Annotated in this window: 9 protein-coding genes; 3 read left to right on the top strand and 6 right to left on the bottom strand. The window is 43.8% G+C overall.

The genetic code is table 11. From position 1 onward, the window contains the following. Positions 1–38: 38 nt before the first annotated feature. The 6 genes from NFI81_RS18305 to NFI81_RS18280 all read right to left on the bottom strand — a co-directional run bounded on the left by NFI81_RS18305 (position 39) and on the right by NFI81_RS18280 (position 8,393). Positions 39–1,952 carry a T9SS type A sorting domain-containing protein gene (locus NFI81_RS18305; protein WP_234611033.1) on the bottom strand — a complete coding sequence of 638 codons (1,914 nt, stop codon included), beginning with the start codon at positions 1,950–1,952 and terminating at the stop codon, positions 39–41. Positions 1,953–2,128: 176 nt separating this feature from the next. Next, positions 2,129–5,227, bottom strand: coding sequence for a T9SS type A sorting domain-containing protein (locus NFI81_RS18300; protein ID WP_234611034.1), 3,099 nt, complete (start codon positions 5,225–5,227; stop codon positions 2,129–2,131). A 29-nt stretch (positions 5,228–5,256) separates the two neighbouring features. Continuing rightward, the gene (locus NFI81_RS18295; RefSeq protein ID WP_234611035.1) at positions 5,257–5,688 is read right to left on the bottom strand and encodes a peptidase associated/transthyretin-like domain-containing protein; all 432 of its coding nucleotides are present in this window, start codon (positions 5,686–5,688) and stop codon (positions 5,257–5,259) included. A gap of 15 nt (positions 5,689–5,703) precedes the next feature. Beyond that, the gene (locus tag NFI81_RS18290) at positions 5,704–6,162 is read right to left on the bottom strand and encodes a hypothetical protein (protein ID WP_234611036.1); all 459 of its coding nucleotides are present in this window, start codon (positions 6,160–6,162) and stop codon (positions 5,704–5,706) included. Between the two features lie 106 nt (positions 6,163–6,268). After that, positions 6,269–7,201 carry a sugar phosphate isomerase/epimerase family protein gene (locus NFI81_RS18285; RefSeq protein ID WP_234611037.1) on the bottom strand — a complete coding sequence of 311 codons (933 nt, stop codon included), beginning with the start codon at positions 7,199–7,201 and terminating at the stop codon, positions 6,269–6,271. A gap of 34 nt (positions 7,202–7,235) precedes the next feature. After that, positions 7,236–8,393, bottom strand: coding sequence for a Gfo/Idh/MocA family protein (locus tag NFI81_RS18280; protein WP_234611038.1), 1,158 nt, complete (start codon positions 8,391–8,393; stop codon positions 7,236–7,238). Positions 8,394–8,509: 116 nt separating this feature from the next. On the opposite strand from NFI81_RS18280, the gene NFI81_RS18275 reads away from it, so the two are divergent. The 3 genes from NFI81_RS18275 to NFI81_RS18265 all read left to right on the top strand — a co-directional run bounded on the left by NFI81_RS18275 (position 8,510) and on the right by NFI81_RS18265 (position 13,754). Further along, complete coding sequence (locus tag NFI81_RS18275; RefSeq protein WP_234611039.1) at positions 8,510–10,621, top strand: bi-domain-containing oxidoreductase; 2,112 nt, start codon at positions 8,510–8,512, stop codon at positions 10,619–10,621. A gap of 110 nt (positions 10,622–10,731) precedes the next feature. Further along, positions 10,732–12,498: a heparinase II/III family protein gene (locus tag NFI81_RS18270; RefSeq protein ID WP_234611040.1), complete on the top strand. Its 1,767-nt coding sequence runs from the start codon at positions 10,732–10,734 to the stop codon at positions 12,496–12,498. After that, the gene (locus NFI81_RS18265; protein WP_234611041.1) at positions 12,495–13,754 is read left to right on the top strand and encodes a glycosyltransferase family 4 protein; all 1,260 of its coding nucleotides are present in this window, start codon (positions 12,495–12,497) and stop codon (positions 13,752–13,754) included. The genes NFI81_RS18270 and NFI81_RS18265 overlap by 4 nt, the downstream gene beginning before the upstream one ends. Positions 13,755–13,878 lie beyond the last annotated feature (124 nt).

The following is a 13,878-nucleotide window of genomic DNA, read 5'->3' as shown; positions in this document are numbered from 1 at the left end:
AATGTTATAGTGTATCTATTTAGTTGTTCAAGAGCGTGTTAATGTTTCATAAAAATTTGACTCCAAGAAATAGTTTTAACGACATACATGCCGACAGGTAAATTTGCGATGTCGACGTGGGTCCGTGTGCCGGTTGGAGGTGTGTTAAATACTGCATGCCCGATCATATCAGTGACTTGTATGTTTCCATTTTCATACGGAGTTTCGACATAAATTGACTTAAAAGCAGGATTAGGGAAAACGAAGAATTTATTCTGGCTTTTAAATTCCAGATGCAACATTCTACTAAAAGCAAACTTACCATCATGATCGAGTTGCTTGAGGCGGTAATAGTTAGGGCCTGAGAGTGGGGCAGAGTCGGTATATTGATAGTTTTGAATTGTGTCGGATTCGCTGTTATATGGATTTACAAACCCAATCTTTTCAAAATGCTTTCCATCGGCACTGCGTTCGATTTCAAAACCCTTGTTATTGGTTTCCTGACTGGTTGTCCATGTTAGAACTGCGTTGTCATTTTCTGCAAGCGCATCAAAAGTCACCAGCGTCACGGGAAGCAGGCCATCTTTAGTAAGGCGAGATGCAAATATGCTGTCATCGGTGCCCCAGATGATAACAAAGCCACCATTATCATCATTCGCAATTGCTGCGGTACCCTGAATAGCCTCTCCTGTGGCAACCGGAGCGCCGTTGCTTTCCCAGAGCAGAGTTCCTGATCCAGCCACGCGCTGGGCATATACATCTTTGTTGTCATAAATGACTCCAGCATTCCGGGTATCAGTCCAACACATAACAACTCCACCCTCACCATCAGGAGTTATATGTGGGCTAAATTGATTAGACGACTGGGCGCACACTGGTATTCCGTCGATTGCCCATTGAGCCTGGCCGCTTGCATTTATCCGTTGCGCATAAATGTCATTGTTAGCAGTGCCATTTCTCGAATCCTGCCAAGCGATTATCGCACCTCCCTGCGTATCACTGATGATGCGAGGATCAATCTGCTCTTCATTTGCCGTGCAAACAGGCAGTCCTCCAAGAGTCCATTGAAGTTGTCCATTCGAGTTGATTCTTTGAGCATACAGATTTCCGGAAGAATTACGAACGTCATACCAAACAGTTATTATTCCACCATTGCCATCAGCTATCGATTCGGGCTGCTTTCCGATACCTGTTGTAAAGTTACCTAGAACAACCCCTTCGGCTGCCCAATGAGGATTACCATTGTTATCTAAATGCTGAGCCCGAATGTCACTTATCCCATTTTCCAAATGTTCCCATGTAACAATTGCGCCACCCTTTCCATCGCTCACAATGTTCAGGAAGTTCTTACCACTTTCATCATTATTAGTCACTCTTACCCCATTGCTTTGCCATTGGCTTTCACCGTTTGCATTAATCCGTTGAATATAGACCTCACTTGCTTCCGAGGAAGCCTTGTCACCACTCCATGCAATGATAGCCCCGCCACTTCCGTCGCTTATTATCCTTACTTTTTCGGCATAATAACAATCGGTACATATGCTAAGTCCCTTGTTTTGCCACTGCGTTTGACCGGTTCCATTGATCTTCTGAACATAAACTTGAAAAAGATCCCGCGTATCTGACCATGCGATTATGGCATTCCCATTTCCATCACTTGTGGATCCGATTTCAGCGATGTATGCAATCATTTCATCGTACCCTTGCATAGCCCGCACTATATGCCCTTCCTTTTCATCCCACTTTGGTGAACCAGCTGTGGTAATGCGCTGTGCGTAAATATTTGGTCCAAATGTTCGCCAATCTTCCCAGACAAGGAATGTTCCACCATTATTATCCGTATGAAGATTAAATTCTCGTATCGTGTTTGTCCCCTGTCGAATTAAATTGCCTTGTGTCGGATCTGTACTCCATTGCGCAAATCCAGTCAGATTGGCAAAAACGAGTGACAGTATTAGTAGTAGTGTTTTCATAGTGCGAAAAGTGTTTATTTTAAAATTTCTCGATATAGATCGCTGTCAAATAGTTAAGGCATAAGTAAATGCTTTTTTACTTATGCCTTAACTGTCAATGTTTTACGGGAAGGTTAAAGAATACCTTTAACCAACGAAATTTCTATATACGTGATCAGGTTGTTCAATGTCAATACTTATTTCTTCACTACCAGCTGACTTGTTTCGGTTCCGTCCTTCAGTCGAATACGAACGATATAATTTCCTGGCGAAAGTTTCTCAACATTAATCTGCGTCGCTGCACCATTCTTCTCATAAACTTTCACGCCGGAAAGATCAAAAATGGTAATGTCAGCCGCATTGGCGCCTTCGGGCAGTTGCAATAACCCGTCGATCCCTACTGGATTAGGAAATAAGGCAGATTGTGAACCGTCGAATTGCAGGTTTTCGATCCTGCTGTAAGCAAATGTGCTGTCTGAATCGACCATTTTTAAGCGATAAAAGGCAGCCTTCAGCTCGACGTTGGAATCATAGAATGCATATTCTTTCTGCTCATCACTCAGCTTTTGCGCCGTAACTTGACCGATTGCATTCCAATCCTTGCCCGAGGCACTTCGCTCGATAATGAACTTCTCGCTATTTATTTCACTGGAAGTGGACCAACTCAACAGCACATTCTTGCCCTCAGCACGAGCCTCAAACTTTATCAAATGAACAGGGAGCGGGTTGCTCGGGTCATTTTCTGCGAAAAGCGCAGCGAATTCGTCAAACATGCCGCTAGCTTTTAGCTTGCTTCTCGGAATGAATGTTCCGTTTTGGAGCGATGCATATAATATTTTAGTAACGGGAAAATAATGCGCAAATACAGCAAGTGAATCTACCGAGGTTGTCAGCAAAAAATCGCCTTCCCAAACGTCCGCCGCGTCTGCAAACACCAATTGATCTTCATCCGGCTTTGCAGGAAGGTTACCACTATTACAATCATAAACCCAGATGGTCGCCGTGGCAGTCGAGCTCAAATCCCTGCGGTTCGGATAAGTGCGCACGCAAGTAACCTCATAATGATCCACCCGCTCAGCCTGAAAAGTGATCTGATCGCCAGTTGTTGTAAAATATTGATTCGATGGCAGCACGGTCCAGTTATGCACGTATTGGCCGTTGGAAGCATTTTTCAGTGAAACGGTAATGTTCGCTGTGTTATCCTCTGTTGTGCGCTTCTCGCCGAATGGATAGCAAGTGTTGAAAGGGGCAATTGTTGGAATTGGGGGGACGGGTAGGGCAGGACAGGCGGGGTTGCTGGTTAAGAGGCCTTCGGCTAGGCCTACATTGGTAAAATTAGCTGTACCAGGAGTAACATGAGCATTATTCTCATTAGTACCGTAAATCATTACGAATGGTGTCTGTGTCGGATCCATATTTTCAATATTAAGTAACTCCCTTTCAAGTTGCGTTGTTCTAGGTCCTTGGAAGTCAATCGAGCTGAATGTAGGCACGAAGCAAAATTCAAACCACGAAGTGCCATTAAAAAGCTTATTAGGGATTCTGGCGGCACTTCGTCCACCAGGAAGAAAGTCATCATTCAAAGAGCTAGTATACTTACGGTTAACACCAAGCTTTTTTGAAAATATACCCCAAGCAGAAAACTTAAAAACACTGGAGTTTTTATTTAAGTCATTAGTATGGATGTCGATATTCGTATTCTGAAGTCCAAATGGTGTCCAGCTCATTAATAATCTGCTTCCATAATTATAGGTATTGAAAAGCACCCGGTCTGATGCATTCATACTGCCATGTATAACAGCAATATTTCGGCAATTAGCCGGATAGCCACCATTTCCAAGATTGACTAACTGCGTGCGAAAACTATCGAAATCGGGATGTTTTGCACCGACATTGGGATGGCCAGCATGATGCAACAATAGCTGCCTGGCAGCTTGCGTGCCCAAGGCAGAGTGATAATTACGCCAACCTTTGGCGAAAAATTTCAAAATTACTTTCGTAAGCAAAGTAGGATGTGCATCATACATTAATTGCGTGAGACCCACCGGCACATTCGCACCTTGATGCGGGGTGTCGTAGCACATTAACAACTGAACATGATGCGCTTGTCCAGAGTTCTCCATTTCTCTCAGCGCCCATCTTGCTACAAGTCCACTCATACTTTCACCAATCACAATGGCCTCGACATTTCCACTTTTTTGATTGTTTACAAGTTCAAGAGCTGCTTTAAGCACCTGTGCATTATCTTGAATAGCGGCCCGTCCATCATTGTAATCCAAAAGCACCAGGTCATATCCCTCCAGCAGAAATTGGTTGAGCGGAGTGCGATAACGCGCTTCCAATACATCCAGGTTCACATCCTGTCCCATATCAAACCCTTCTGCAACGATAATAGGCTTGTTCAGAATTTCGTCACAACCTTTAATGATCCGAATGGTGCCTCCCACAAATGCAGTTCTGGCAGTCGAATCTGCTTCGGGAGATGCTGTTGAAAACGGTTTTGCGGTGATATCGAACTCCTCATAAGGATAGCGCACCATTTGTTTTACATTAACCTTTGTCTCAAAAGTATACGCGACACTGCCAACTTGAAAGCGAATGTTGATCCGATGCTCGCCAATAGATTGAAATTCATGCAGTATGAGTTGACCGGAGATGGGATAAGTCGTGAAGCCACCTCCATCATTAAAATCAATTTCCAGTGCCGAGACTTTTTCAGCATGGTTGTCGATATTGAGCGCATTACTAATGTAAAACGACACCTTAGCCTGGTAAAGATCTTCTTGCAACGCAGCGGAGGAAACGATCCTGACCGTTTCGTATTTTGTAAAATCAACCGCACGTCCGGCTTTTTTAGAAGTTTCATTTTGCGCAAGTTCCTGATCGGAAAGGTAAATGCCTTCCAGGTTAATAATTCCGATCGGCACCACATTGCTACTGGTCAGCTTAGCAGCATTCGTTTCTATTAATTGTGTCAGTTCTGCTAAACGGATATTTGCAGGCCTGAGATCCGTGTCTACTAGGCGGTCATAGAGGTTTTGCCATTCTTCTGCCGACACGGGTTCTGCAAGTGTTTTTTCATTTTTGTTTAGATTTTTGAAATGGTCGATTTCATGCTTGGTCGTAACACCGGCATTGAGAAACAGCCTTTGTCCGAGGCCCGACAAGTCCAGGCTATTAAGCTTTTGCTGTCGTAATTGCTCATAATCCTGTCCAAACGTTATTGAAAAGGCAAAAAGAAGGGTTGGGAGAAGACAATAGCGTCCTCTCCTCGCGAAGGCGGCAAGGTGTTGCATTTTAGTGTATGATTAAATAAGAAATTAAATTACTTGGGGATTAGTTGAAAGTCATATTTGGTTTTTTCGCCAATGGGAGCAATACAACAATTACTTGTTTTTTCGTCGTCTTTTCTCGTCTTCTTTCCCGTATAATATTTGAAAAACTTTGGATTTTCAATCAATAGGAATGGCACAGAAATGTCTATAAAGTCAAACTTTTTTGGCGGATCGATCAATATTTCATAGCAGCCTTCACCATTAGTATAAGTCTGTTTCAAAGTTTCAAAGCTGAAACCGCGCTTGCCTCGTGCGATCACCATAATGCTATCAACTGGCTCCCCGTTCTGATCTGTAATCGTCCCATAAACCGTCGTTGTCCGGTCTTGTTTGAGAAAGCAGCTATTGAGCTGAATGATCATTATAAAATGTGCGATAACGTGGAAAACGACTTTTACTGAGATAGTTAAGATGCTTTGCATTTGTTTCATGGCGGGTTACTTTGGGATTAGTTGGAAGTCATATTTGGTTTTCTTACCCACTGAGGTAATGCAGCAGTTACTTGTTGCCATATCATTCTTAATGGTTTTCTTGCCCTTATAGTATTTTTGGAATTTTGGGTTTTCCTTTGGGTAAAATGGCACAGATATGTCAATCGTCCCGAACCTTTTTGGAACCTCTATCACCATCTCAAAATGGCCGTTTGAATCGGAATAAGTATGTTGCAATGATTCGAAAATAAGATAGTGCATGCCCTGCGCTAGCACCATAATACTATCAACTGGCTCCCCGTTCTGATCCGTAATGGTCCCATAAACCGTCGTTGTTCGATCTTGTTTGAGAAAGCAGCTGGAAAGCAGTGTTGTTGCTAAAATAGCCGTGAAGGCCAGGCTCTTCACGACTGGGCGGCTGGCGATTTTAGGCAGGAAAATTCTTCGTTTGTACAAATAAAACATAGGCGCTCGGGTTGAATGAAATACTTACGAGGAAGGTAGAAATAATTGCCTCGAACAAACTTCTTCAGTGAGCCGCCGGTGAGTTTGGAAGAAAGAACGGTAAATGTCACTTATAACTCCTCAGCGCGGCCTCGTCCCCTAATTTCTCCAAAATCCCCTTCAAACCGTCCATATTCAACATTAACCCAACCTCGGCGTCAGGTGCAGTGTCTTCGTTGATAATGCCAATTGGGCCTTTGTAGTTGCTGTTTTTGACGATTTTGATCATGTCGAGCTCAGCGTCGCCCTGGTCGATGGGAACTACTTTTACGGGATTTCCTTTTTTGAGGCCGGAAAGATTCAGGGCCAGCAGATGCGGAATGAGTTTCGGGAAAAATTCAGGGAAGCGTTGAATGTGCTCTTCCGCGTGATGGAAATTATAGACGATTCCGATATTCGGTTTTTTCAGATAATCAAAGATTTGCAGTTGGTTTTCAGGCTCCCCATACCAACCTCCGTGATTGTAAAGGCCTAGCTTACAGCCGATTTCCGCAGCTTTGTCTGCCATGTAAGCAACCGGTTTTGCCACAGCTTTGACCTTTTCTTCCTGCGTCATTTCGTCTAGTCCTTTGATGCCGCTAACCATGCACCAGATCTCTGTTTTAACATTATGCTTCCTTAAAACCTCAATAATGGTGGCAAAATTCTTATCATTTTCAGGATTGGCGCCTGAGTAATACCAGAAAGCTTGCAGCTTGATATTGTGTTTTTTAAGTTGTTCAATTTCTTCTTCAAAAGTGGGCACGTGCTTCTCGCGCCAGTCATACGCAAGCATGGTGATCCCGAGTTTATTAAGCATGTCAGCACGTTCCGCTGGCCCTCTTTCTTTTACATCAAAGGGTACAATGCACCACGCAATCAGGTTTTCCCGACTGAAAATGCTTTTCTTGTCTGTCACGTTTTGAGCAAAAGTCGCGATCGAAAACAGCAGACACGCGCATGTCAGCAAGCAAAATTTCAAAGCCACCTTTAACGAACGATTTTGTATATACGTAATCATATTTTAGATTGTTGAAGGTGGCTCTGAGTGTTTACTATAAATCAATTTGGCGCTTGGACGCGGCTGATTCCAGCCCAGCTTCCAAGACTTTGATGATCTTCAAACCATCTGAAAAGTCAGGTTTAATCTGCGTATCATATTCAATGGCGTTCACGAAATCCACGACAGCATGCACAAACGAATGTTCGTAACCGATAATATGCCCGGCTGGCCACCAGTTTCCTGCATATGGGTGCGCGGCCTCGGTTGCCAGAATGGTTCGGAAGCCTTGTTGCCCGCTTTCATCTTCCCTGGAAAAATATTGCAGCTCATTCATCCTTTCAAGGTCAAAACAAAGACTGCCTTTGCTTCCATAAATCTCAAAAGACAGCCTGTTCTTGCGTCCGGCCGCGAAACGTGTGGCTTCAAATGAACCGATAGCGCCGTTTTTGAACATTACCATCATTAATGCAGCATCTTCCACAGTCACGTCACCCATTTCCGTGCCAACTTCGCCCGCAGTCAAATTTCCTGTCGTTCCACCTCCTTCTACAATCGGACGGGTTGTGATAAAATTTGCAGTTAACGAGGAGACGCTCGCAATGTCACCAACGAGATAATGTGCCAAGTCGACGGCGTGGGAATTGAGGTCCCACTGCGGGCCGGCCTGTGCATATTCCTTTTGCAATTGCCAGGTTAAGGGGAAGTTCGGGTCAATGATCCAGTCTTGCTGGTAAGCGCAGCGCCAGTGAAAAATGCGTCCGATTTTGCCATCTTCAATCATTTTTTTGGCAAAAGAAACAGCAGGTGTCCTCCGGTAATTGTGGTTTAAATAATGTTTGACCTTATTATCCTCGCACACTTTCAGCATTTCCTCAGCCTGCCTGCTATTCATGGAAAGCGGCTTTTCACAAAATATGTGCTTTCCCTCTTTGGCAGCGGCAAGGGCCACATTATAATGGAGATCTTGCGGCAATGCTACATCTATAATGTCAATATCAGGTCTGGCAACGAGCTTTTTCCAGTCTGTTTCGGTCTCCTCCCAGCCCCATTTATCGGCAAAATCTTTCACTGCGCTTTCATGCCTTCCGCAAGCTGCTTTCAACACAGGCATGGCAGGCATATCGAAAAATTGCGGTGCTTTTTTCCAGGCGTTGCTATGCGCCCGGCCCATAAACTTATATCCTACGATTCCAATATTCAGTTTTTTCATGCTTTAATAAGCTGGATTTGCTTTTTTCACTTGAATTGTAATTATCAAAAATATTAAAATTTTGTTATTGCTTTTAACATTGTAATTTTCGGCACTCAATAACACACTATATTTTTATGAAGCAGCTTAGGCAAAACCTGCGAACGGGGGAAACTTCGTTGCAGGAAGTCCCACCTCCGATCGTCCAGCCCGGTTATGTGCTGATCCAGTCGCACAAAAGCCTGATCTCTCCGGGAACGGAAAATGCACTGATCCGTTTTTCAAAGGCCAATCCGTTTCAGAAGGCAATATTACAACCCGATAAATTCAGGCTTGCTTATCAAAAAGTGAAGTCAGACGGTTTGTTTAACACAATTCGGAACATTGCTAACAAGATTGATCAGCCCATTCCTTTGGGTTACTGCAATGTGGGGCATGTTTTGGAAGTTGGTGAAGGCGTGCAGGATATTCAGGTCGGAGATCGCGTGGTGAGCAACGGACCGCATGCGGAAATGGTCTGCGTTCCGAGAAATCTGATTGCGAAAGTTCCAACGGAAGTTCCTGATCACAAGGCAGTTTTCACTGTAATGACCTCCATTGGGTTGCATGCGGTTCGCTTGATTTCGCCGTCCGTGAGTGAAACGGTTGTTGTGATCGGTCTGGGGCTTGTTGGATTGCTGACAGCCGAAATGCTAAAAATCAATGGATGCAATGTGATTGGCATTGAGCCGAATGAGCATAGACTTCAAGTTGCCATTTCAAGGGGTTTTGAGGCCATTAATCCCAATTTTCTTAATCTTGAACACTACATTGGCAATGCGACAAATGGCTTTGGCGCAGATGCCGTGATCATTGCCACCGATTCACAATCTGACCAGATCTTATCCCAAGCGGCCCGGGTTTCGCGAAAGCGAGGTAAAATAGTGCTGATCGGAACGGCGGATCTTCGGTTAAATCGCTCAGATTTTTATGAAAAAGAACTAACATTCCAAGTTTCATGCTCCTATGGTCCTGGCAGATACGATCCTGATTATGAACATCATGGAGTAGATTACCCGCATGCTTTTGTGCGTTGGACGGAGAACCGAAATTTTCAGGCCATTCTTAAATTAATGTCAAATGGCGCATTTGATCCATCTTACTTGACAGGTGAAAGCTTTCTGTTCGCAGATTTTAAAAATGCTTATGCAAAACAGCATGATCAAAGCAACATTGCAGTAACCCTCGATTATCCAGAAAGGTGTTCAGCAAAACGGTCAATTCAGATAACAAAACAATGTTTTTCGGGAACAAAGGGAGTGATTGGCATTATAGGAGCCGGGCATTATACTGCCACAACATTGCTTCCGCTTTTAAAAAACGCGACGATCAAGCACATTGTCAGCGCAAATGGGTTGTCGGCAGCCAACCTTGCCCGGAAATATGACATTGCTTATTATGGAACTGATTATCAGGACATTATCAATGATCCGGAAGTAGATCTGGTGATGATTACGACGCGCCATAACCTGCACGCGCAAATGGCTTCTGAGGCGATAAGAGCTGGAAAACACGTTTTCGTTGAAAAACCTTTGGCCATTTTTGAGAATGAATTGAATGCGCTTGTTGACGTTTTTCATCATTCAAATTCGGGTAATGCGTCGGTTACGGTCGGATTTAACCGGCGGTTTGCGCCGCATGTTCGGAAGATGAAAAGTTTACTGGGCGATTCTGTGATGAACATTATAATCCATGTTAATGCCGGGTTTGTACCGCAAAATTCTTGGATCCACGATCGGAAAGTGGGTGGCGGCAGGCTTTTAGGGGAAGGGTGCCATTTTGTTGATTTAATTTCCTTTATAGCAGGAAGCAGGATCGTATCAGTTTGTATGAATGCGATGAGGCTACATCCGGCTGATACGACCGATAACGCATCCATAATAGTCAAATGCGAAAACGGCTCAACAGGCGTTGTCAACTATTTTTCTAATGGCCATACCGATTATCCCAAAGAACGTATTGAAGTCCATGCTTCTGGCCGGACATTGATCCTTGACAATTTCAAAACACTGCGCGGCTACGGATTCAAGCACTTTTCCAACATTAAAACGACCCAAAACAAAGGTCACCGAGAAATGTATGAATCGCTGCTCGATTTCGTAAAAAACGGAGGGCAGCCACCGATTTCTTTCGGGGAAATCGTGAATACAACAGCAGCGACATTAGCGGTAATAGAGAGTTTGAAACTGAATAATTGGGTTCATATATGATCCGGTTTTTGAGAGATATGGGCTTTCGATATGTCTTTTTTCGCTTTTGGCACGAAATCCAGGTCCGGACTGGGCTGTTAATGCTTCGATTTCCGATAACGAACAAACATTTGTCATATTTTTCGAAAGAAGATTGGCTTGATCAAAATCAGCAATTTCCGCTTGGTCGGGCCGCATCAGCATTAACGCAAAATGCGCAATTATCGGGTTTGCGGGAAAGGGCAGCGCATATCCGGGAAAACCGGTTCCTATATTTCAATGACCAATGGCGTGCAGCTCCTGATTGGCATACGAATCCGGAATATGGATTCACTTATAAAAAAAACACGCATTGGAGCAAGATTCCAACGCTTTCCAGGCAAGCGGGAGACATTAAATACGTTTGGGATAAATCGCGTTTCTGCTTCCTGTTTGACCTTTTGCGCTCTGATTTTCACTTTGAGAAAGATCAGTCCAAACTTGTTTTTGAATTGATAGACGATTGGATTGATCAAAATCCTGTGAACCGAGGCTCAAACTGGATTTGCGGCCAGGAAATTTCGCTGCGGGTTATCAATTGGATCTCTGCTTTGCATTATTACAAAAATTCGGAAACGCTTTCGCCTGCACTTTTCAAGAAAATTTCGCAAAGCATTTACGATCAAATGCGGCATGTTGCAGCAAACATTCATTTCGCTCGAAGTGTCGTAAGAAATAACCACGCACTTACGGAAACCTTGGCATTGTACATTGTTGGAACGTATTTTCCACATTTTCCCGAAAGTAAGGAGTGGAGAAGAAAGGGGGAAAAATGGTTCGTGCGGGAGATCGCTTATCAGATTTACCCAGACGGCACATTTCTGCAATTCTCCATGAATTACCACCGCGTCGTCGTGCAATTGCTGACTCTGGCAATAACATTCGCAGAGCTGAATGGCGACAAATGGGCCGATGTTGTTTACGATCGGGCAAGGAAGTCGCTTTACTTTTTACGAAGTTGCCAGGATGACATTACGGGGTGGCTTCCCAATTACGGGAACAATGATGGCGCATTGTTTTTTCCCCTGACGGAATGCCATTTTCGTGATTTCAGACCGCAGTTAGAAGCGCTTGGAAACGCTTTGGGAATTGATCTCAACTTTGAAAAAGGCCTTTGGAATGAAGAAACTGCGTGGTTTTCCATCAAAAAAACAGATCAAAACTTGTTCGAAACTTTTGAGCCGAAATCTTTAATGTGTTTTGAGCATGGCGGTTATTACGTTATCCGCGATAACAAAACTTTAACCTTGCTGCGTTGCGGAGCTTACAAAAACAGGCCATTCCAGGCGGATAATCTGCACTTGGACATTTGGATTAATGGTGTAAACCTCCTGCACGACGCCGGTTCTTATTCCTATAATGCAGATGAAAGGTGGACGCGATATTTTTCAGGAACCGCTTCACACAATACAGTGATGCTAGGCAATTTTGATCAAATGAAGAAAGGCCCACGCTTCATTTGGTTTAACTGGATAAAAAAGGCAAAGGCAACTATAAATGAGGCCGTTGATTTCTATTCAATTGAGGCTGAATTTGAAGGATTTTATGAATTAGGAAAGGGCATAAGGCATCACAGACGGGTCATTAAATCGAAGGAAAAGTCGCATTGGCTCATTGAAGACCGTATCGAAAACCTGCCCGGCCACCTTCCCATGCATCAAATCTGGCACCCGCATCCCGATTTTTTTGAACATTACCAGATCACAGCGGAGGATATAGAAGGTCATGAAATCGGTTATGAGGAGACGGAGGGCTGGTATGCTGAGAGTTATGGAAGGAAAGTTAAATGCAGCAGACTCGTATTTTCCAGTTTCGGGAATTGTATCAGGACCGTCATTGAAGAAAAGCAATCTCTATGAAGCCCTTGCGCATTCTTTTGATTCATCAATATTTCCTGGAAGACAATGATGGCGGTGGTTCGCGGTGGAATGAAATGAGCAGGATATGGATTGAGGAGGGGCATCATGTGACCGTTTTGGCAGGAATGGGGCATTATATGCATTTGAAATCAGGGCGTTATGGGGGAAAATATTTTGTAAGGCGGACGAATCAGGACGGCGTAAAGGTCGTGCGATGTTATGTTTCCAATTCTCATGATGCGAAGTTTTTAGGGCGGCTTTTTGCCCAGTTTTCTTTCTTACTTTCAGCCATTTGGGGAGGAATATTTTACGCCAGAGACAAGTACGATGTCGTGCTTTCCACTTCGCCGCCATTATTTGTGGGCATTGCCGGGCTGGTTATTTCCTGGATCAAGCGAATTGATTTTGTTTTGGAAATCAGAGATCTGTGGCCTGAATCTGCTATTGAGACGGGTGTTTTGAAGAATAAAATACTCATACGTGCTGCATTTTGGCTTGAAAGGGTTTTATATAAAAGAGCTAAGGCGATTAATGTGCTTACGCCAGCTTTCAAAGAAGTCCTAATTAAACAGAAAAGGGTCAAAGCGGACAAACTATGGATAATTCCCAATGCTTCTGATTTTACGCTTTCGGATAGGGTTAGCAAAACATTTAATAGGAACGCATTCCGAACAGAACTTGGGTTACATGATCGTTTTATTATTATCTATGTTGGCGCGCATGGAGTTGCTAATCACTTGATCCAGATCATTGAAACTGCTGAACTCCTTAAAAACACAATCGCGCATTTTCTGCTGGTGGGTGACGGAGCTGAAAAAGCGTTTTTGATTGCTGAAACACGACGGCGGGATCTGCATAACGTTAGCTTAATTGGCACCGTTTCCAAGGCAGATGTCTTCAAATACATTCTAGCAGCCGATGCCGGTGCTTCTGTTTTGAAAAAAACGGATGTTTTTAAAACGGTTTATAGCAACAAAACCTTTGACTATTTCGCTTGTAGCAAACCCGTTTTGCTCGCTATCGACGGCGTATCGCGGGATTTGGTCGAAATTGCAGATGCCGGATTGTTTGTCGAGCCGGAAAACCCGAAAGATTTCGCTGAAAAAATCTTGATGTATCTCGAAAATCCTGCGCTTGCGTCCCGGCACGGGAGCAATGGTCATGCGTACGCGAGGAAGCATTTCAACAGGGAATTCCTGGCCAGGGAATATTTAAAAAACATAGACAAGCTCTTGGAACAGGGATGTTTTGCTTGAAAAATACGTTTTAAAAATCAGTTTAGTCTATATTTGCCATAGGCTGAAATTAGCGGATAATATTAGAGAGCGATTTGTCGACGTATTTTAAAAACATATCGGAGGGAATCAATACTACGGTGAC

Source organism: Dyadobacter fanqingshengii (assembly GCF_023822005.2).
In the GTDB taxonomy this organism is placed as follows: domain Bacteria; phylum Bacteroidota; class Bacteroidia; order Cytophagales; family Spirosomataceae; genus Dyadobacter; species Dyadobacter fanqingshengii.
Note: the sequence above shows the minus strand (reverse complement) of the source record. Positions and strands in the feature narration are given on the sequence as shown.

Bases quoted from the DNA above. Each gene is read 5' to 3' on its own strand.
- NFI81_RS18305 (WP_234611033.1), bottom strand. From the start codon at position 1,952: ATGAAAACACTACTACTAATACTGTCACTCGTTTTTGCCAATCTGACT.
- NFI81_RS18285 (WP_234611037.1), bottom strand. From the start codon at position 7,201: ATGATTACGTATATACAAAATCGTTCGTTAAAGGTGGCTTTGAAATTT.
- NFI81_RS18295 (WP_234611035.1), bottom strand. From the start codon at position 5,688: ATGCAAAGCATCTTAACTATCTCAGTAAAAGTCGTTTTCCACGTTATC.
- NFI81_RS18290 (WP_234611036.1), bottom strand. From the start codon at position 6,162: ATGTTTTATTTGTACAAACGAAGAATTTTCCTGCCTAAAATCGCCAGC.
- NFI81_RS18300 (WP_234611034.1), bottom strand. From the start codon at position 5,227: ATGCAACACCTTGCCGCCTTCGCGAGGAGAGGACGCTATTGTCTTCTC.
- NFI81_RS18265 (WP_234611041.1), top strand. From the start codon at position 12,495: ATGAAGCCCTTGCGCATTCTTTTGATTCATCAATATTTCCTGGAAGAC.
- NFI81_RS18280 (WP_234611038.1), bottom strand. From the start codon at position 8,393: ATGAAAAAACTGAATATTGGAATCGTAGGATATAAGTTTATGGGCCGG.
- NFI81_RS18275 (WP_234611039.1), top strand. From the start codon at position 8,510: ATGAAGCAGCTTAGGCAAAACCTGCGAACGGGGGAAACTTCGTTGCAG.